This window comes from Afipia felis ATCC 53690 (genome assembly GCF_000314735.2).
Classification (GTDB): Bacteria; Pseudomonadota; Alphaproteobacteria; order Rhizobiales; family Xanthobacteraceae; genus Afipia; species Afipia felis.
On sequence record NZ_KB375270.1, the window covers coordinates 117,080 to 136,577 of the forward strand.

Annotated in this window: 19 protein-coding genes and 2 riboswitches; of the genes, 11 read left to right on the top strand and 8 right to left on the bottom strand. The window is 61.5% G+C overall.

Going from position 1 to position 19,498, the window contains the following annotated elements; genetic code table 11:
- Nucleotides 1-14 precede the first annotated feature (14 nt).
- Both HMPREF9697_RS00570 and HMPREF9697_RS00575 read left to right on the top strand, forming a co-directional pair.
- Nucleotides 15-722, top strand: coding sequence for an SET domain-containing protein (locus HMPREF9697_RS00570; RefSeq protein WP_002715192.1), 708 nt, complete (start codon nt 15-17; stop codon nt 720-722).
- 60 nt (nt 723-782) lie between these two features.
- Nucleotides 783-1,442, top strand: coding sequence for a DsbA family oxidoreductase (locus HMPREF9697_RS00575; protein ID WP_002715193.1), 660 nt, complete (start codon nt 783-785; stop codon nt 1,440-1,442).
- A 5-nt stretch (nt 1,443-1,447) separates the two neighbouring features.
- On the opposite strand, the gene HMPREF9697_RS00580 is transcribed toward HMPREF9697_RS00575, so the two are convergent.
- Both HMPREF9697_RS00580 and HMPREF9697_RS00585 read right to left on the bottom strand, forming a co-directional pair.
- Nucleotides 1,448-2,389: a cupin-like domain-containing protein gene (locus tag HMPREF9697_RS00580; protein ID WP_002715194.1), complete on the bottom strand. Its 942-nt coding sequence runs from the start codon at nt 2,387-2,389 to the stop codon at nt 1,448-1,450.
- Nucleotides 2,386-3,603 (bottom strand): GNAT family N-acetyltransferase, encoded by a 1,218-nt coding sequence (locus HMPREF9697_RS00585; RefSeq protein ID WP_002715195.1) that lies wholly within the window; start codon nt 3,601-3,603, stop codon nt 2,386-2,388. Before HMPREF9697_RS00585 ends, HMPREF9697_RS00580 begins: the two co-directional genes overlap by 4 nt.
- Nucleotides 3,604-3,853: 250 nt before the next feature.
- Between HMPREF9697_RS00585 and HMPREF9697_RS00590 the strand changes: the two genes are divergently transcribed.
- Nucleotides 3,854-4,165, top strand: a complete 312-nt coding sequence (locus tag HMPREF9697_RS00590; RefSeq protein WP_002715196.1) for a hypothetical protein — start codon at nt 3,854-3,856, stop codon at nt 4,163-4,165.
- Between the two features lie 35 nt (nt 4,166-4,200).
- Here HMPREF9697_RS00590 and HMPREF9697_RS00595 read toward each other — a convergent pair whose 3' ends face one another.
- The gene (locus HMPREF9697_RS00595; RefSeq protein ID WP_002715197.1) at nt 4,201-4,392 is read right to left on the bottom strand and encodes a hypothetical protein; all 192 of its coding nucleotides are present in this window, start codon (nt 4,390-4,392) and stop codon (nt 4,201-4,203) included.
- Nucleotides 4,393-4,690: 298 nt separating this feature from the next.
- On the opposite strand from HMPREF9697_RS00595, the gene HMPREF9697_RS00600 reads away from it, so the two are divergent.
- The 6 genes from HMPREF9697_RS00600 (at nt 4,691) to recA (ending at nt 9,432) form a co-directional block, all read left to right on the top strand.
- Entirely contained in the window at nt 4,691-6,352 is a 1,662-nt protein-coding gene (locus tag HMPREF9697_RS00600; RefSeq protein WP_002715198.1) for a Spy/CpxP family protein refolding chaperone, read from the top strand.
- 61 nt (nt 6,353-6,413) lie between these two features.
- Complete coding sequence (locus HMPREF9697_RS21170; RefSeq protein WP_002715199.1) at nt 6,414-6,575, top strand: hypothetical protein; 162 nt, start codon at nt 6,414-6,416, stop codon at nt 6,573-6,575.
- A gap of 186 nt (nt 6,576-6,761) precedes the next feature.
- Nucleotides 6,762-6,923, top strand: coding sequence for a Flp family type IVb pilin (locus tag HMPREF9697_RS00605; RefSeq protein WP_002715200.1), 162 nt, complete (start codon nt 6,762-6,764; stop codon nt 6,921-6,923).
- 72 nt (nt 6,924-6,995) lie between these two features.
- Nucleotides 6,996-7,057, top strand: a riboswitch (Fluoride riboswitch).
- Between the two features lie 271 nt (nt 7,058-7,328).
- The gene (gene crcB / locus HMPREF9697_RS00615) at nt 7,329-7,712 is read left to right on the top strand and encodes a fluoride efflux transporter CrcB (RefSeq protein ID WP_002715202.1); all 384 of its coding nucleotides are present in this window, start codon (nt 7,329-7,331) and stop codon (nt 7,710-7,712) included.
- Between the two features lie 16 nt (nt 7,713-7,728).
- Nucleotides 7,729-8,151 carry a GNAT family acetyltransferase gene (locus tag HMPREF9697_RS00620; protein ID WP_002715203.1) on the top strand — a complete coding sequence of 141 codons (423 nt, stop codon included), beginning with the start codon at nt 7,729-7,731 and terminating at the stop codon, nt 8,149-8,151.
- A gap of 198 nt (nt 8,152-8,349) precedes the next feature.
- Nucleotides 8,350-9,432 (top strand): recombinase RecA, encoded by a 1,083-nt coding sequence (gene recA / locus HMPREF9697_RS00625; protein ID WP_002715204.1) that lies wholly within the window; start codon nt 8,350-8,352, stop codon nt 9,430-9,432.
- A 201-nt stretch (nt 9,433-9,633) separates the two neighbouring features.
- Here the strand turns inward: recA and HMPREF9697_RS20240 are convergent, their stop codons facing one another.
- The 4 genes from HMPREF9697_RS20240 to gcvT all read right to left on the bottom strand — a co-directional run bounded on the left by HMPREF9697_RS20240 (nt 9,634) and on the right by gcvT (nt 14,386).
- Complete coding sequence (locus HMPREF9697_RS20240; RefSeq protein WP_244597836.1) at nt 9,634-9,885, bottom strand: hypothetical protein; 252 nt, start codon at nt 9,883-9,885, stop codon at nt 9,634-9,636.
- Nucleotides 9,886-9,940: 55 nt separating this feature from the next.
- Entirely contained in the window at nt 9,941-12,796 is a 2,856-nt protein-coding gene (gene gcvP / locus HMPREF9697_RS00630; protein WP_002715205.1) for an aminomethyl-transferring glycine dehydrogenase, read from the bottom strand.
- A 67-nt stretch (nt 12,797-12,863) separates the two neighbouring features.
- The gene (gene gcvH / locus HMPREF9697_RS00635; RefSeq protein ID WP_002715206.1) at nt 12,864-13,229 is read right to left on the bottom strand and encodes a glycine cleavage system protein GcvH; all 366 of its coding nucleotides are present in this window, start codon (nt 13,227-13,229) and stop codon (nt 12,864-12,866) included.
- An 8-nt stretch (nt 13,230-13,237) separates the two neighbouring features.
- Nucleotides 13,238-14,386, bottom strand: a complete 1,149-nt coding sequence (gene gcvT, locus HMPREF9697_RS00640; protein ID WP_002715207.1) for a glycine cleavage system aminomethyltransferase GcvT — start codon at nt 14,384-14,386, stop codon at nt 13,238-13,240.
- Nucleotides 14,387-14,519: 133 nt separating this feature from the next.
- A riboswitch (glycine riboswitch) is annotated at nt 14,520-14,623 on the bottom strand.
- A gap of 199 nt (nt 14,624-14,822) precedes the next feature.
- Here gcvT and alaS point away from each other — a divergent pair.
- Nucleotides 14,823-17,483, top strand: a complete 2,661-nt coding sequence (gene alaS, locus HMPREF9697_RS00645) for an alanine--tRNA ligase (protein ID WP_002715208.1) — start codon at nt 14,823-14,825, stop codon at nt 17,481-17,483.
- 26 nt (nt 17,484-17,509) lie between these two features.
- Entirely contained in the window at nt 17,510-18,424 is a 915-nt protein-coding gene (locus tag HMPREF9697_RS00650; protein WP_002715209.1) for a DMT family transporter, read from the top strand.
- Nucleotides 18,425-18,497: 73 nt separating this feature from the next.
- Here the strand turns inward: HMPREF9697_RS00650 and HMPREF9697_RS00655 are convergent, their stop codons facing one another.
- Nucleotides 18,498-19,331: a universal stress protein gene (locus HMPREF9697_RS00655; RefSeq protein WP_040308054.1), complete on the bottom strand. Its 834-nt coding sequence runs from the start codon at nt 19,329-19,331 to the stop codon at nt 18,498-18,500.
- Nucleotides 19,332-19,498 lie beyond the last annotated feature (167 nt).

A 19,498-nucleotide genomic window follows, 5' to 3' on the forward strand; every position in this document is an offset into this window, starting at 1 on the left:
TCCTGTGGTTGGTCATGCCTGTCATCTCGTCGAATAAGCCTTACCGGATCGGACGCTCCAAGACCGGTCTCGGTCTGTTTGCCACCAAGCCGATCAAGAAGGGCACCCAGATCATCCGCTATTTCGGCCCCATGCTGGATTGCCGGAAGAAGAAGGACGACGAGGTCGAGAACAAGTACCTGTTCCAGATCAACAACCGCTGGACCATTGACGGGTCGGTCCGCAAGAACACCGCCCGCTACATCAATCATGCCTGCCGGCCGAATGCGGAATCCGACGTCAATTCCCGCAAGCGCACGGTGCATATCCGCGCCATCAAGAACATCGCGCCGGGCGAGGAGATCAACTACGATTACGGCACCGAGTATTTCAAGGAATACCTCAAGCCGATCGGGTGCAAATGCGCGGCCTGCGAGAAGAAGCGGGCGAAGCAGCGTGCCGAGGCTCGCGCCGAAAAGGCGAAGGAAAAGCTGAAGACGCAGAAGAAGGCGGCTAAAAAGTCTGCGAAGGCCAAGGCTGCGAAAGGCAAGTCATCCAAAGCCAAAGCGTCCAAGACCAAGTCGCTCAAGGTTTCCGGCACCAAGACAACTCGCTCCTCAAGCCGCAGAACGGCGGAATACGCGCGTGCTGCCAGCAGCGGTGCGCGGCCCGGTCCGCAGGCGGAAGGCACCGTGCGGGCCTCTCGTGGCACGTCGCTCCGGAGCGGCAGCGCTCGCGCCTGAGGCGGTTGTTTATTCCTCTCTCGCGCTTATCTCGGGGACATTCCGGCGCGAGAGATTGTCATGAATTCATCCCGTCCGCTTCAGATCGACGTCGTCTCCGATGTCGTCTGCCCATGGTGCTACATTGGCAAACATCGTCTCGAACGCGCGCTGGCGCTCGCGCATGACGTTCCTGTCGAGGTGAGCTGGCGGCCGTTTTTCCTTAACCCGTGGGTGCCGCGCGAAGGCATGTCGCGTGAGGATTATCTCGTCACGAAATTCGGATCGGTCGAGGCCTACAAGAGCATTGCCAGCCGCATCAAGGAAGCGGCAGCGGCAGAAGGACTGCAGTACAACCCGGAGAGTGTGCAGCGTCAGCCCAATACGATCGACTGCCATCGTCTAATTCATTGGGCGGCTGCGTCTGGCGCTGCGGCAGCCATGAAGCAGAAGCTGATGGAGCTTTATTTCCGCGACGGCGGTGATCTGACGAAACAGGACGTGCTGGTGCAGGCTGCGGCCGACGTCGGACTCGATGCGGACGAGATGCGGCGCCGTCTTGGCACTGATAAGGATGTCGATCTGGTCTCGGCGCAAGCTGCCGAGGCGGCGAGCAAGGGGATCAGTGGTGTGCCGACCTATATTTTTGCAAGCCGGTATGCTGTTTCCGGAGCGCAGCCGCCCGAGCAACTGGCGGACGCGATCCGCCAGGTCTCGATGGAGATGAGCGGTTCGGTCTGAATCGCTCAGGTCTTTAGATAATAGTTCGCATTCTTTCCAAGCGCGATGCGACGTAGTACACGGCGCATCGTTTCGGATTTGCGCAACGGCTCGACGATGCCGCGGCCGGTGCGGAACACCGCGAGCTTGACGGCATCCCAGCCCGGATTTTGACCGGGAGTTGATTGCGGCAGGCCCAGCCCGCGCAGCATCGAGTTGAAGACGTGAAGATCGTTGAGGCGGCGAACCTCGGCCGTCTTCCAGGTGATCGCCATCGAAATCGAGTATGAACCCGCCGTCTTCACCCAATGCGGCCACTGATAGGGCACGTAACAGCCGTCGCCGTCGACTAAATGATACTCCACGCCGCGTGGCTTGAAGTTGTCATTGTAGGGCAGGTTGCGGTGCTTGGTGGTCGAATATTCGACCTGCGCGTTATCGGCGATGCTGCCATCGCGGTTGTCGAAGATGGCGAAGGTTTTCTCCCCGTGGATATGCACGAAGAAATTGTCCTCGGCATCCATATGGAACGGCGTGGTGGAGTTTGGCGAGGAGACGAAGAGGAAGCCTTCGATCTGCGAGAAGCCGGCCTCGGCGAGGCTGTTGAAGCCGCGGGCACGAGCGACCGAGAGCAGGGTGTCTTCCAATAGCACACGATACTCCGGTGACTTCTCGATCCGCTTGAGCACCATCCAGGCACCGGCCGTCTCGATGCGATTGACGATCTCGACCGGGTTAAGATCGACCGAGGCAACTTTGTCCGGATCTTGGCTGATGTTCGCCGCGCCGGAGTTGTATTCGATCAGATCACGCGGCAGATCCGAGGCGAGCTTTGCGATGCGCTGCAGCGTTAGCAGTGGATGCCCGGCGAGCATATGGCGGATCGCGAAGGGCTTCAGCGGGAAATCGCGTGTCAGCGAATCGTTCGAGGCGGTGATGACGGGAGCGACATGGGACGCAGCGTTCATGAGCGTTTCTCCTTTATTCGTCGAATGAGGTGGACGGCCTTGCGCGCAGGAACCATCGCGGCGCGGCGTAGCGCCAGCGCCCTGCGGATGAAAGGCACGGATGGATCGTTGCGCCGGAACGGGATCAGGATGTCGCCCACAGCTAGGCGGGCGCGCCAGATCGGATCGATCATGGAGTGATTGGCGTCGGCGGTGGAATCGACCGAGGCAATCGTCGGATCGGCGCACATCTGGCGCGTCAGCTCGAGTGTCATCTGCACGCCCGGCGAATATCTGGCGAAACGTTCGTCGACGCCGAGCTTGAAGTAGATCGCGCGGTCGAGGTGACGCAGAACGACAGCCGCCGCTACCGGTGTATCGCCGGCGTGAAGCGAAATCACTTGGCCATGCCCGCGTGCCGCCATGTCGCGTACAGCGCGGCGGATGAAAGCGAGATGGCCTTCATTCTGAAGGAGCGCGGTGCCGCGCTTGCCCTTCCAGCCGCTGGCTTCGAGCTTGAGAAAAATCTCCAGCGCCGGGATGACGTCGTCAGGTGTCGAGGCCACGCGATAGATGACCTCACCGGAATCGCCAAGCCGGTTGCGCTGGCGCCGCAGTTCTTTCAGCTTCTTGGTGCCGAGCGCTTCGTGCAGCAGTTCGTCGGCATCACGCGTGGCGTCGAGCAGCGCACGGTTGTGCGTCTTCAGAACGATCGGGTGGAGGTTGCTCCATGCGAGCACGCGGGTGAAGGCCTGCATCACGGCGCCGTTGAGTGGCGTATCGCGCAGGATTAGCGCGCGGGCGCCGCCGTCGCGGGCCTGACGGATCAATCCGCTGACGGCTTCATCGGCCCGGTCGCGGTCAATCAGAATGGTGCCGAGCGGAGGAAAGGAATCGGCCGTCACATAGGCGGGCAGCGGCAACTGGTAGGCGCGAAGTGCGGAGATCGTCGGCATCAAGCCGATCAGTTCGCCGTTGTCTGCGTAGCAACTCAATGCTTCGGCATTGGTGCGTCCCGGGGAAAAGGCGCTCACCGCCAGTTCCCATTCGGGCAGGTAGCAGGCGTTCGGTTCGGCTGCGCGCTCGACGAGAGCCTGCCACGCGGCAAGGGGAATGTCGCTCAGGGGAATGGCGCTAGCATTTTGCCGGGACAGCGCGGGTGGACGTGCAGGGACGTTCGCCGAATCCGGCGAGCGGGCCTGGCCTGCAACAGAGGCATGCACGGTATCAGTCACGTCCGAAATCCCCGGCCGCCTCGCGCGGCAATACGGTGCGCGTGCGGTCTGCGGGACCCTAGCGGGGAGGTTTCAAGATAGGCTTGGGACGATGGTTGAAATTCGAACCATCGGTTTAGGTGGCCCTTAACCACGTGCGGGGCGGATTCAAGGAAGTGGCTGCGCTCCAAGGACTTGGCTCGGGGCCGAGATCGGCTTGGACCACTGCGGCCGCTTTTGCTATAAACGCTGCCAAATTGGAGAGTTGTCCATGAAAAGACTGGGATATTTCGCGGCCTTCATGGCCGCGGTGGCGCTCGTTATCACGCCTGCTGCATCTGCGCTGGCTCAGGGCATGCCGATGCCGGGATTCCAACTCGGAGGCGGCAAGCAGATGTCGCCGGAGGAAAAGGCACGGCAGGACGCGCTTGAGAAGGCCGCGCGAGATGCGCAATCCAAGGTGCCGGATCAGAAAGCGAGCAACGACCCCTGGGCCAACGTGCGCTCATCCGAGACGCCCGCGCCGAAGGCGGGCCATAAAGCGAAAAGCGCCAAGAGTGCCGCGAAGACGGCAACTCATTAGCTGCAAGCTTTCTTTTTGATCTGCGTGATGCGGTGTCAGCGCCCGACTGGCGGACGCAGGTCTGTGGCGTTCAGCCAGCCTTCAATATGCGCCGACATTTCGATCAATTCCGCACGCTCCAGGATTTTGTCGCGATCGCGGCCTTCGGGAGCGGCATCCGCTTCCGCGCGCGCTTGCGCCACCAGAGTCTTCCAGTTCAATGGAGCGATGGAGATATGGTCGTTCATGCGAGCGTCTCCCCGTAGAACGTCTAACGACTAGACGGGAGCTCAACGGTCTCTCGGTCACCGGCCATTGCCGTGGTGACCATCGAAGTATGAGCGTCGTGTTTTTAAAACGCGAGTCCTAAAAGCATCAGTCACGTAAAACAGAAGGAATCCGTTCTCACGATTTCGGCATAAGGCTGGGATTCCAGCCGTGACTCCTGCTTGCTGCGACAACAACGCACGGAGGCACCGGAACCTTTAGCTTCGCTGTTTATTAATATGCTTGCACACGATTGTCTGGATTTGAGGCGCGAAGCCCATGCGACATTTTTTTAAGATTGCTGTCGTCGCGTTTGCTTTCCTGGCGGCATTGTCGATTCAGTCCGATGCGCGTCCGCGTGGTGGTGGTGGCGGAGGCGGCGGCGTTCATATGGGTGGCGGCCGAGGCGGTGGCGCGCATTTTGGTGGCGGCCATTTTGGTGGTGGTCGCGCTTTCCACGGTGGGGGTGCACGCTTCGGCGGTGCGCATTTCGGAGGGGGCGGCCGTCATTTCGGCGGCGCCCGTCAGTTTCATGGAGGGGGACGTCATGTCGGCGCGTCGCGCTCCTTCACCGGGCCGCGAGGCACCCGCAATGTCGGTCGTGCGGTCAACCGGGGTCCCCGCAATGCTGCACGGGCAGCGTCCCGGCGTGCGGGAGTGGCTGCAACTGTAAACCGTGCGCGGGTAAATGCGCCGCGCGCCAATGCAGTGCGTCAGGGGCTGCGCTCGCGTTCAGTCAACGGGGCGCTCCGTAACCGGAATGCGCTGCGCAACCCCGCTGCGCGCACTGCGCTGGTCGCAGCCGCCGCGACTGCCGGCTGGCATGGCTGGAATCACGGCCGTTACCATGGCTGGTGGCGCCATAACCACGGCGGTTATGGCTGGGTCGGACCGTTATTCTGGCCGTTCGCATATTACGATGTCTATGACTACGGCCTGTGGGGCTATGACTATGGCCCCGGCTTCTGGGACTACGGCTATGGCGACATCTATGCGGGGCTGTTCTCGCCCTATGGCTACGACTCGCTGAGCGGCTATCTGCCGTCAGGCCCGCGCGCTGCACCGGCAACGGGTGGCTCGCGCAGGCAGACGACCACCAGCCAGACGCCGCCGTCCGACGACGACCAATTGGCGCAGATGTGTGGTGCGGACAGTGGCGACATCGCCGGTCTGCCGATCGACAAGATCCAGCAGGCGATCAACCCGAACGATGAGCAGCGCGCTGCGCTTGATGAACTCGGCAATGCGTCGGTGAAGGCCGCAGAGACCATCCGCGCCGCATGCCCGACCACGCTTCCGCTGACTGCGCCCGCGCGGCTCGCGGCGATGGAGCAACGGATCGAGGCGATGAAATCGGCGATCGGCATCATCCAGCCTCCGATGGAGAAGTTCTACAGCCTGCTCAATGACGAGCAGAAGGCGAAGCTGATTGCGATCTCGCCGCGCGAAAAGCAGGCGGACAACAAGCAAACGGCTTCGACCGAAGGAACCTGCGGTATCACTTCGATCTCGGACGCCGTGGCCTGGCCGACCGACGAGATCAACAAGCGATTGCAGCCCAGTGACGCTCAAAAAGTGAAACTGATGGCGCTTCAGGATGCGACCTTCAAGGCTGCGGATTCGCTGAAAGCGACCTGTCGCCCGTCCACGGCGTTGACGCCGCCAGCGCGGCTGGCTGCAGCGAGCGAGCGGCTCGATGCGTTGCTCGGCGCGGTGAAATCGGTTCATGCCGCGTTGAACGACTTCTATGGCACGCTGAGCGATGAGCAAAAGGCGCAGTTCGAGGCGATCGGCCCCGACCGCTCGGGTCAGCAGCAGGCCAGCAACGATGATGACGCGGACCAGCCCGCCAAGCGCACGACGCGCCGGTCCCGCCACCATAGCCACGGCATCCACGGCGTGGACAGCGTGTTGAGGCACATCATCACCATCGCGCGTTAAGCGCGGTGGTGATAGGCTAGGAAGCGTTTCGAAGCAGGATCGTATCCAGTGGAGGAAGCTTATGCATCTTCACTTCAAGGGCGGTTTTGACGAGGTCGATCTGCAGCTTCTAGCCATTGTTGCGATCATGATCGCGCTTGGATGCGGAATCTATCTATTCGGGAATATGTATGAAGCGGGAGAGCAGGCCGGGCGTGTGGCCCGTGCGCTGCCGTCGTTTTAAGGGCGGTCAGGCCTGCATGGCGCTTTATATCGGATAGCCATTATATCGCAGCGTGTTCTGGGCAGCGGAATCCGGTCCTTTGGTGGGCTCACTTCGGTGCGCGACAGGCATTTTCTTCGCCTGATCCGGTAAAATTGTGCTGTTTCATTTACCGGGCCTTGAGGGTTGGCCGTTACGGTGCCTCCCATGAAAACGGTGAAACGCTTCCTTCTGGATCAGTCCGGTGCCACCTCGATCGAGTATGCCTTGATCGCTGCAGGGCTTTCGATTGTCATCCTCGTTGCCGTCAATAATCTCGGCTCGGCTCTGTCCAGCAAATACGAAGTCATCCGTACCAGCGTGCAATAATGAAGCTGCTGCGTATGCAGCGCGCCCGCTGCCATACTTGCCTTGGCCACTGGTGGCCGCTAACCTCTCTGAACTGTTGATGGGGATGGAGTTCCCCCGATAACCGCCGCAAGGCTGATGACTCCTACCAGGCGCTTTCGCGTCGGTAGGAATGATTCCTCCCAGCGATGTGCCCGGAGAAGGGTGCATGACAATGGCTGGGCCGCCTCGTGAGACATCGCGTTCGAGACCTCCTCGTTCAAGGCTTCCTCATTCACTTGCCATCGCACTCTGGACCACAGGCTCGATCTGGGCCGTGGCGGTCGCTGCGTATCTGCTCGGCGCAGACATGGAGTTGATCGTCCCGTTGATGGTGTTCGGCCTGCTGACAGGCGTGGCCGAATGGATGACAAGAGGAAGAGACAAGTGAACTTGATTTTTATTATGGCGGTGGCCGTGGGCGGCGCGATCGGCTCGGTGATGCGGTATCTGGTCGGCATTGGCGCAGGCAGGCTGTTCGGCACGGATTTCCCGTGGGGAACGCTCATCATCAACATCACTGGCTCGTTCGTGATGGGCCTTTTTGCGGGCCTGTTCGCGACGCGATGGAATTTGCCGCAGGCCACGCGGATATTCCTCACCGTCGGCATCTGCGGCGGCTACACCACATTCTCGACCTTCTCGCTGGATTCGTTCTATCTGATCGAGCGTGGCGAACTCGCCGCGACCGCCGTCTACATGATCGGCTCGGCCGTACTGTCGGTCGGCGCACTGATCGGTGCGATGCATCTGGTGCGGACGATGGCGTGAGAGTCGGAGGTTTTTCGTGTCGTTGAAGATCAGAAATGCTCGTCCTGAAGATGAAACAGCTGTCATCGCGCTGTGGCAGTCCTGCGGACTGGTTGCGAGCTATAACGACCCGGCAGCCGATTTCCGATTTGCTTTGGCTGGTGCGTGCTCGGACGTTTTGGTCGGCGAGGATGAATCCGGCCAGATCACGGACAGCGTCATGATCGGGCACGACGGCCATCGCGGTTGGCTCTATTATGTTGCATCCGATCCCGGCTCACGCGGCAGCGGTATTGGCAAGCAGATGGTGCAGGCGGCGGAGGACTGGCTGCGCGCACGAGGCATCGTCAAAGCGCAGTTGCTGGTGCGGGAGACGAACACGCAGGTGGTGTCGTTCTATGAACGTCTTGGATTCGAAACCGCGCCGCGTGTGGTAATGAGCAAGTGGCTGAAGGAATAGGGCGAAGGACGAATAAAAGAGACGCCAACTGAGGCGGCCTTACTTTTTTGCGGCCATGGAGCAAAAAGAACATATTGCGAACAAGGAACAAATAGGGTACATTCATTTCATCGGACGTTTTCAGCGATTCCGGTCCGCCGCTTCAGGGAAGCCCGTTTGTCCGGCCGGCGAATCCCGTACAATAAGGAGTGACCCCCCATGGCCCCAGCCGCCCTGCGTATCGTTGAAGGATCGTCGATGGACAAGACCAAGGCTCTGACGGCCGCGCTGTCGCAAATCGAGCGCCAGTTCGGCAAAGGCTCGGTGATGCGGCTCGGCAAGGCTGACCGCTCCATGGATATCGAAGTGATTTCGTCGGGCTCCCTCGGGCTCGATATCGCGCTCGGCGTCGGCGGTCTGCCGAAGGGGCGCGTGGTGGAGATTTACGGCCCTGAATCGTCGGGCAAAACAACGCTGGCGTTGCACACAGTGGCCGAGGCCCAGAAGAAGGGCGGCACCTGCGCCTTCATCGATGCCGAACACGCGCTTGACCCTGTCTATGCCCGTAAACTCGGCGTCAATGTCGATGAACTGCTGATTTCACAGCCCGACCACGGCGAGCAGGCGCTCGAGATCGCCGATACGCTGGTGCGCTCCGGCGCGGTGGACGTGCTGATCGTCGATTCGGTTGCCGCGTTGGTGCCGCGCGCCGAACTCGAGGGCGAGATGGGCGACGCGCTGCCCGGTCTTCAGGCGCGCTTGATGAGCCAGGCGCTGCGCAAGCTCACGGCCTCGATCAACAAGTCCCATACCATGGTGATCTTCATCAACCAGATCCGCATGAAGATCGGTGTGATGTACGGCTCGCCGGAAACCACGACTGGCGGCAATGCCTTGAAGTTCTATGCCTCCGTCCGCCTCGACATCCGCCGCACCGGTGCGATCAAGGAGCGCGACGAGGTGATCGGCAACTCCACCCGCGTCAAGGTGGTGAAGAACAAGCTCGCGCCGCCCTTCAAGCAGGTCGAGTTCGACATCATGTATGGCGAGGGCATCTCCAAGATGGGCGAGATCCTCGACCTCGGCGTCAAGGCTGGCATCGTCGAGAAATCCGGCGCCTGGTTTTCTTATGACAGCCAGCGCCTCGGTCAGGGCCGCGAGAATTCCAAAGCGTTCCTGCGCGATAACCCGGACATGACCGCCAAGATCGAAGCTGCGATCCGGCAGAATTCCGGCCTGATCGCCGAGCAGATTCTTGCCGGTACCCCGGAGAGCGACGCCGAGGGCGACGCGGAGGATTGATCATTATTCATGCCGGATCGCGTTTTGCGCGCCTTGCATGAATAGAGACAAATTCCGGGACCTGAGAGCTTCTCAGGTCTGGCGCGATGTGGGCAAGACGGGAATCCTTGCTCGCGCAACATTGTGCATCGGAAGGCAAAGCGGGCGCTGCGGATGTTGAGTTGCCGACATCCATAGCGTCCGTTTTGTTTTGTAAATCCCTCAAGGGGCTGACGAGCAGATTTGGCCTCTTAAGAAAGCCTTTTGCTTAAGTGTTTCAGTCAGCCACGGCACTGAATGCTCGGCCGCTTCCAGGGTTTGCGCTGCCGATGGATAGACGCCGCTGGAAAAAGTGTGTGTCGGTGTCCATCGGCCTTCGTCTTCCGGGTCGCGCCGAAATTCCTCGAAGCCAAAGGTGCCGTCCGGCCTGGAAAAGAAATCGACGCACCTGTGGTCTTCATCCTCGACACTCACGAAAACTGTCCAAGACTTGTTCGTTCGTGACATGGCGCATCCCGTGGTTCCTGTCTTACTCCGCCGCCTGGGCGTAATCGCTGACCGGCGGGCAGGAGCAGACGAGATTGCGATCGCCATAGACGTTATCAACGCGGCCGACCGGCGACCAGTATTTGTCCTGCCGCGGGCTGCCATCCGGGAAGCAGCCTTCCGCGCGTGAATAGGGTCTCTGCCAGTTATCGTCGGCGATGTCGTGCACGGTGTGTGGCGCGTAGCGCAGGGGCGAGGCGTCGATGGGGAACTTGCCATCCTCCACTTCGGCGATTTCCTGACGGATCGCGATCATCGCCTCGCAGAAACGATCCAGCTCTGCCTTCGATTCGGATTCGGTTGGCTCGATCATCAGCGTGCCCGGCACTGGGAAACTCATGGTCGGCGCGTGGAAGCCGTAATCGATCAGCCGCTTGGCGATGTCGTCCACGGTGGCACCGCAGGCCGTCTTCAGCGGGCGCGGATCGATGATGCACTCATGTGCGACGCGGCCGTTGTGGTTGCGATAGAGCACGGGGAAATGCGCATCAAGCCGCTTTGCGATGTAGTTGGCGTTGAGGATTGCGACTTCCGTGGCGCGGTGCAGGCCGTCGGCTCCCATCATCAGGATGTAGAGATAGGAGATGGTGAGGATCGATGCCGAGCCGTAGGGCGCGGCGCTCACCGCGCCGATGTCTTCGCCATTCAGCGGCGGCAGGAACGGCGCGAGATGCTTCTTCACACCGATCGGCCCCATGCCGGGGCCACCGCCACCATGCGGAATGCAGAAGGTCTTGTGCAGATTGAGGTGGCTCACATCGGCACCGTAATCGCCGGGGCGGGCGAGGCCGACCTGCGCGTTGAGGTTGGCGCCGTCGAGATAGACCTGCCCGCCATGGGCATGGACAATGTCGCAGATCTCGCGGATCGCTTCCTCGAACACGCCATGCGTCGAAGGGTAGGTGATCATGATTGCCGCCAGCGTATCGGCATGCGCCTCGGCTTTCTTGCGCAGATCGGCGACATCGACATTGCCATGCGTGTCGCAGGCGACGACCACCACCTTCATGCCAGCCATGCTGGCGGACGCCGGGTTAGTGCCGTGCGCGGAAGCAGGAATCAGGCAGACGTCGCGCTGCGCTTCGTCGCGCGCAGCATAATAGGCGCGGATCGCAAGCAGCCCCGCATATTCGCCCTGCGCGCCAGAGTTCGGCTGCAGCGACACCGCGTCATAGCCGGTGATTTCCTCGAGCCATTGCTCCAGCCGTGCAAACAGCGCGTGATAGCCCGCGGCCTGTTCAGTCGGTGCGAAGGGGTGGATGTTGCCGAACTCCGGCCATGTCAGCGGGATCATTTCGGTGGTGGCGTTCAGCTTCATGGTGCAGGAGCCGAGCGGGATCATCGCGCGGTCGAGCGCGAGGTCACGGTCGGAGAGCTTGCGCATGTAGCGCAGCAATTCCGTCTCGGAGCGATAGGCGTGAAACACCGGATGGGTCAGGAATGTGTCGTTGCGCAGGAGCGCGGAGGGCAGGGTGTCTGTTGTCTCACGCTCCACCTCGGCGTAATCGAGCGCGCCGCCGAACGCGCGCCATATTGCTTCAATGGTTGCAGGCGTGGTGGTTTCATCCAGCGCGAGGCCGATCTCGTTCTTTGCAACCCGAAAATTGAGGCGCTCGGTCTGCGCGCGGGAAAGAATGTCGGCGCGCTGTGCGCCTTCGGCTTTCACCGTCACGGTGTCGAAGAAGCTCTCGCTGAGGGGCGCAAAGCCAAGCTGCCGCAGTCCGCTCGCGAGCGTCGCCGCACGGCGGTGCACGGTGCGCGCGATATGAACGAGGCCCTCGGGGCCATGATAGACCGCATACATCGACGAGATGATCGCAAGCAACACTTGTGCGGTGCAGATGTTCGACGTCGCCTTCTCGCGGCGGATGTGCTGTTCACGGGTCTGCAACGCGAGGCGATAGGCGGGTTGCCCGCGCGAGTCCACCGACAATCCGACGAGGCGACCGGGCAGCGATCGCTTGAGCGCATCCTTCACCGCCATATAGGCGGCATGCGGTCCGCCATAGCCCATTGGCACGCCGAATCGCTGTGTGGAGCCGATCGCGATGTCGGCGCCGAGTTCGCCTGGCGCGGCGAGCAGCGTCAGCGCCAGAATGTCGGCAGCGACGACGGCGACGCCGCCCTTAGCGTGCAGAGCTGCGATGGCCGGGCGAAAATCTCGTATTGCGCCGTCCGTGCCGGGATACTGGAACAGCGCACCGAACAGGTCCGCGCTGTCGAGATCCCGCAGCGGGTCGCCGACGATGAGCGTCCAGCCGAGCGGCTCGGCGCGGGTCCGCAGCACCGCGAGCGTCTGTGGGTGCACATTGCGGTCGACGAAAAATGCCTTGGCTTTCACAGACGATGAGCGTTCGGCCAGCGCCATCGCTTCGGCCGCGGCGGTTGCTTCATCGAGCAGCGATGCGTTGGCGACATCGAGCCCGGTCAGATCGCAGATCATGGTCTGGAAATTGAACAGCGCTTCCAGCCGTCCCTGGCTGATTTCCGGCTGGTATGGCGTGTAGGCCGTGTACCAGGCCGGGTTCTCGAGAATGTTGCGCAGGATCACCGTGGGCAGTTGCGTCCCGGAATAGCCTTGTCCGATCAGTGAGGTGAATATCCGGTTTTGTGCGGCGAGTTCGCGCATATGGGCGAGAGCATCGGCTTCGCTCAATGCGGGTGGAAGATCGAGCAAACGATTGAGGCGAATGTCGGCGGGCAGCGTTTCGCTGATCAGCGCATCAAGGCTCGATGCGCCGGCGGTCTCCAGCATAGCCTCGATATCGCGCGGCGAGGGACCGATATGGCGGCGGCCGAAGGTGGTGGCGGGTTCGTTCGCTGGGCGATGCATCGTCATGTGACATCCTCGAAGGAAATCTGTCTGGTCTCGCCATACCGGGTTTGTCCCGGCATGGCGAAAAGGATCACTCGGTCTGCGCCTTGTAGGCTGCTTCATCCATCAGCCCGTCCAGTTCGCTCTTGTCGGCAAGCTTCAGCTTGAAAAACCACGCCTTGCCCTGTGGGTCGGAGTTGATAAGCGACGGATCAGCGGCGAGTGCGTCGTTGGATTCGACGACTTCGCCGGAGATCGGCGCATAGACATCCGATGCGGCCTTCACGCTTTCGACAGTGGCGGCGGTTTCCGCCTTCTTCAGGCTGCGACCTGCCTTCGGCAGTTCGACGAACACCACGTCGCCGAGTTGGCTTTGTGCGAAGTCGGTGATGCCGATGGTTGCGGTATCGCCATCGATCTGGAGCCATTCATGATCGGACGTGAAAAGCGTGGTCATGGATTTCCTCAGCGTTGATAGGTGGGAGCGACGAAAGGCAGTTTTGCGACATGCATCGGCAAGCGCTGGCCGCGCAGGTCGGTGAACAGTCCGGTGCCGGGTGTGGCGAGCGGCGTGGGCACATAGCCCATCGCTACGGGGCCGTTGACGCTCGGGCCGAAGCCGCCGGAGGTCACTCGGCCGATCTTGTTGGTGGAGGATGCATCGGCGAATAGCGGCGCACCCTCGCGCACCGGGGCACGGCCTTCCGCCTTCAGGCCGACGCGGCGGCTGGGCGCGCCTTCTTCAAGCTGGCGCAGGATGGTGTTCGCACCGGGAAATCCGCCCTCGCGCGCGCCGCCCTTGCGACGGGCTTTCTGGATCGACCATTCGAGCGCAGCCTCGACCGGCGTTGTGGTGGTGTCGATGTCATGCCCGTAGAGGCAAAGCCCGGCTTCCAGCCGCAGGCTGTCGCGCGCACCGAGACCAATGGGAAGTACTGCGGCGTCAGCGAGCAGCGTCGTTACCAGACGTTCGGCGTCGGACGCCGGGACCGAGATCTCGAAACCGTCCTCGCCGGTATAACCGGAGCGCGAGACGAAGCATGGGATGTCGAGCAGCGTACGCGGTCCGCTGTCCATGAACCGCATCGTGGCGATGCCGGTATCGAATTTGGTCAGCACATCCACCGCCTTCGGGCCCTGCAGGGCAATCAGCGCGCGGTCGGGCAGGGGGATGATCTCGCAATCACGGGCGAGGTGGGCGCGCAAATGCGCCTCGTCGTCGGCCTTGCACGCGGCGTTGACGACCAGAAAAAGCTCGTCGCCGAAATTCGCGACCATCAGGTCGTCGAGGATGCCGCCTTCGTTATTGGTGAACAACGCGTAGCGCTGACGACCCGGTGCGATGCCGAGGATGTCCTGCGGAACGAGACGCTCCAGCGCTGCTGCTGCGTCCTCGACCCGGCCTGATTTCGGCCGGAGCCTGATCTGGCCCATATGCGAGACATCGAACAAGCCGGCGGAGGTACGAGTGTGGAGATGCTCCTTGAGCACGCCGGCGGCGTACTGCACCGGCATCTCATAGCCCGCGAACGGCACCACCTTGCCGCCACAGCTTAGATGCAGGGCATGAAGAGGGACGCGTTTCAGAGAGGAAAAGGTGGCTGGCTCGGACATCGGTGCTCCTGTGGGTTTGCCGGGACGGGCGTCCCGAAAACCTGCCGAAGCCCCACCTGTCGCTGTGCCTGAGAGTATTATCCCGTCGGCGGATACCGCACCGTTTCCGGCCGTATCTCTTTCCAGATGTATCGTCCCTCACACGGTCCTTTTGCCTGAGAGTTTCCGGGGCGGTTGCTCCTTCGGCGCCGGCCGGCTTTCAGTTCAAAGCGGCCGATCTCTCCCGGTGTGACGGGTCGTTATATTGCACAGCAAAACATGGGATTCCTGGGCTGTCAACGCAACGGCATCCCCCCATACATGCGTTAAATGACATTGGTTCGGGTTTCGCCCGTTTTGTGGACAAGGGCGGTATCCCCCGTCTAAAAGCGGCGTGGAAAATCTGCATTTTACCCGGCATGGTCCGGCACGGATTCGCAAGGTCGATTGGACGGTTATGAGCGGCGTTAACGAGATCAGGTCTGGGTTTCTCAATTTTTTCGCGAAAAACGGGCACGAGATCGTCCCGTCCTCGCCACTGGTTCCCCGCAACGACCCGACATTGATGTTCACCAATGCGGGCATGGTGCAGTTCAAGAACGTGTTTACGGGTCTTGAGAAGCGCCCCTACCAGCGCGCCACCACCTCGCAGAAATGCGTCCGTGCCGGCGGCAAGCACAACGACCTCGACAATGTCGGCTACACCGCTCGCCACCACACCTTCTTCGAGATGCTGGGCAACTTCTCGTTCGGCAACTACTTCAAGGACCGTGCGATCGAACTGGCGTGGACGCTGATCACCAAGGATTTCGCGCTTCCCAAGGATCGTCTCCTGGTGACGGTTTACGCCGAGGACGACGAGGCGTTCGATCTCTGGAAGAAGATCGCGGGCCTGCCGGAATCGAAGATTATCCGCATCGGGACTTCCGATAACTTCTGGCAGATGGGCGACACTGGCCCGTGCGGTCCGTGCTCGGAAATCTTCTTCGACCATGGCGACAAGGTGCCGGGCGGCCCTCCGGGATCGCCGGATGAAGACGGCGACCGCTTCATCGAGATCTGGAATCTCGTCTTCATGCAGTTCGATCAGATCGCGCCGGGCAATCGCAACCCGCTGCCGCATCCGTCGATCGACACGGGCATGGGACTCGAGCGTGTGGCCGCTGTGCTGCAGGGCAAGCACGACAATTACGAGATTGACCTGTTCGTAGCACTGATCCGTGCCATCTCCGAATTGACGGGCGCCGATCCGCATGGACCGATGGCGCCTTCGTTGCGCGTGATCGCGGATCACCTGCGTGCGTCATCGTTCTTGATCGCCGACGGCGTGCTGCCGTCGAACGAGGGGCGCGGCTACGTGCTGCGCCGGATCATGCGCCGCGCGATGCGCCATGCGCAGTTGCTGGGCGCGAAAGACCCGCTGATGCATCGCCTCGTCTGGGCACTGGTGCGTGAGATGGGGCAGGCCTACCCCGAACTCGTGCGCGCCGAGGCGCTGATCGAGGAAACGCTGAAGCTCGAAGAGACCCGCTTCCGCAAGACGCTGGATCGCGGCCTTGCCATCCTCGATGAAAAGAGCGCGTCGCTGCACAAGGGCGACATGTTCGACGGCGAGACGGCGTTCACGCTGTACGATACTTATGGCTTCCCGCTCGATCTCACGCAGGACGCGCTGCGCAACCGCGGCATCGGTGTCGACCTTGCGTCTTTCACCGACGCGATGGAGCGTCAGAAGGCAAAGGCGCGCGCATCCTGGGCGGGCTCGGGTGATACGGCCGCCGAGAAGATCTGGTTTCCGCTGCGCGAGGAACTCGGCGCGACGGAATTCCTTGGCTACGACACCGAGATCGCCGAGGGTGTGGTGACGGCGCTCGTCAAGGATGGCGCGAGCGTTGACAGCCTGAAGGCAGGGGATAGCGCTTCCGTGGTGCTGAACCAGACGCCGTTCTACGGCGAATCTGGCGGTCAGGTCGGCGACATCGGCCTCCTGACCGGCGACGGCGGCGTGCGCTTCCGCGTCACCGACACGCAGAAGAAGGCGGGCGATCTGTTTGTCCATGTCGGCCAGCTCGAGCAAGGCACCTTGAAGAAGGGCGCCGCGCTGCAGCTCGAAGTCGATCACGCGCGTCGTGGTGCGATCCGCGCCAACCATTCCGCGACGCATCTTTTGCATGAGGCGTTGCGTCAGGTGCTCGGCGATCACATCGCCCAACGCGGTTCGCTGGTATCGCCGGAGCGGCTGCGTTTCGACTTCGCGCATACCAAGCCGATCACGGCGGATGAATTGCGTCGCATCGAGGATATCGCCAACGACATCGTGCTGGAGAACGGCGAGGTTGCGACGCGGCTGATGGGCATCGAGGATGCCCGCAGTTCGGGCGCGCGTGCGCTGTTCGGCGAGAAATACGGTGACGAAGTACGCGTCGTCTCGATGGGGCACGGCAGCGGCAACACGCTCGGCTGGTCGGTCGAGCTGTGCGGCGGCACGCATGTGAAGCGCACCGGCGATATCGGTCTCGTCTCGATCACCGGTGAGAGCGCGGTTGCCTCCGGCGTGCGCCGTATCGAGGCGTTGACTGGGCGTGCCGCGCGCAATGCAGCCAATCACAGCATCCAGACCGCGAAGTTGGCGGCAGCTGAATTGAAGACAACGCTTGAAGACATGCCCGCGCGGGTCGCCGCTCTGATAGAGGAGCGAAAGAAGCTCGAACGCGATCTATCAGACGCGCGCAAGAAGCTCGCGATGGGCGGTGGCGCTGCGGGCGGTGCATCGGGCGGCGACATCCGCACCGTGGCGGGTGTGAAGTTCCTCGGCCGCGCTGTGCATGGCATCGAGATGAAGGATCTCAAGAGCCTCGCGGACAGTGGTAAGAAACAGGTTGGCGAGGGCGTTGTCGCTATCGTCGGTGTGACCGAGGATGGCAAGGCGGGCGTCGTGGTCGGCGTGACACCTGATCTCACCTCGCGTTTTTCCGCCGTCGATTTGGTGCGTGTGGCCTCCGAAGCGCTTGGTGGTAAAGGCGGCGGCGGGCGTCCGGACATGGCGCAGGCGGGCGGCCCGGACGGCTCGAAGGCCGATGAGGCGATCGCTGCGATAGAGAAGGCGATGGGCGCCTGACGCTTCAGGCGCACTAGGAACCATCAATGCACAAAGGGGCACCCACCCATCAGGTCCGATTGGGCGGACTTCTTTTTCTCGCATCCACGGCGATCGGCTGGGGTCTGAATTGGCCAGCCATGAAGATTCTCCTGCGCGACTGGCCGCCTTTGTTCGCGCGCGGCGTTTCCGGTGTTGTCGCGACACTCATCCTGTTCGCGATTGCAGCGGCGAGCCGCGAACGTTTGGGCGTGCCGCGAAAGGCGTGGGGGCCGCTGCTCCTTGCTTCATTCACCAATGTCTTTGCCTGGATGGGTTTTACCACCATCTCGATGACGACACTGTCGATCAGTGAGGCTGCACTTCTCGTTTATACAATGCCGATTTGGGCGACGATTCTTGCGTGGCCCGTTCTTGGCTCGCGGCCGAAACCGCGCGACGTGACCGGACTCATTTTGGGATTCGCGGGACTCTTCGTTCTCTTTTCAGGCCACCCCCTTGGACTTGCATCTGACAAAACTGTCAGCATCGCTCTGGCGCTCGGCGCTGCCATTCTCTTTGCGCTCGGCAGCCTTTTGAATGCCCGGTCCGCGCCGGCTGCGCCGATTTCTTTTGTGGCTTGGCAGATCGGATTGGGATGCCTTCCGATGGTCGTGCTGGGCCTCGCATTCGAACATCCGGATATAGGAGCTCTCAAGATCGATAGTGGCCTCATGCTGGTCTACATGACCCTTGTGCCGATGGGGACTTGTTATCTGACATGGTTCGCGGCCATTCGTCGTCTTTCTGCCACGACAGCAGCGGTGGGTATGCTGTCCGTACCCGTGATCGGTATTCTCGCTGGGGCACTCTTTCTGGGTGATAGCGTCGGCTGGCGCGAAATATGTGCAATTGTACTTACGCTGGCTGGAGTCACGATGGCGCTTTCAAAGCCGAAGCCTGTGATTGAGCAGGGCGTCTAAGAGTACGGGTTACGTCATACTCGCCATACCGATCGGTCCGGCATGGTGAAAATCCAGCGCTACTTCGTTCCGCTCAGTGCGACATGAACACGGGCGTGGTCATTGATCCGAGGATGCCGCGGGTAACGCCGCCGAGCACAAATTCGCGCAAGCGCGAATGGCCGTAGCCACCCATCACCACAAGATCGCTGCCGTGATCGCCGGTATAAGACAGGATAGCGTTGTTGACGTCGACATCGGCTGCCGGCACCACCCTCAATGCTACCTCGATGCCGTGCCGGGCGAGATGGTTCACGATACCCGTGCCGCTCGCCTGGTGACGTGAATCCTGAGTCTTTTCGTTGGCGATGATCAGGACCTCGACCTTGTTCGCTCGCTTCAACAGCGGCCGGGCGTCATTCACGGCACGCGCGGCGGTCGAACTGCCATCCCAGCAGCATACCACATGGTCGAGCCGCAGGCTGTCTTTCTGAATGTAGGGCACGATCAGTACAGGCCGTCCGGAATCGAACAATGCCGACTCGATGATGGCCTCGTTATCGTCATCTCTGGTCTCGGCCTGCTGTATGATGCTGAGGTCGGAGCGCCGTGCTTTCACCGCGAAGGCTGCCGCCGAATGAGGCAGGCGGTGCGTGACGATCTCGTGATCGAAGGAAAGGCCGGCTTCCTCTGCGGCAGCCTGGAACCGTGCCGTCGCCTCACGCGCCTCGCGCTCCTTCTCCTCAATGATGTTGGAGACCACCGATGCGGGAAGTGTGGGGATCGGATACTGCGGAAAACCAAGCGGGTCGCAGAACGCCATCGCAGTCACATGCGCGTCAAATGCTTTTGCAACCGACATCGCATAGCTGAGAGAGCGGTCGCGACCTGGATCGGTTTCGAGCTTGAGGGTGATATCTTTGATCACGAGATGCCTCCAATCGACGGGTTGCAATTGATGCCACATCATCGCGCGGCCTCACGGTAACGGGTTGAGGCACGTCAATGTTCATCATATCCGTCCGGGGGACTTCGTGTCCTTGTCGTCGCAGGTTTGGCCTGGTCGGGACTGCGGCGATGGGTAGCCGGGCAGCA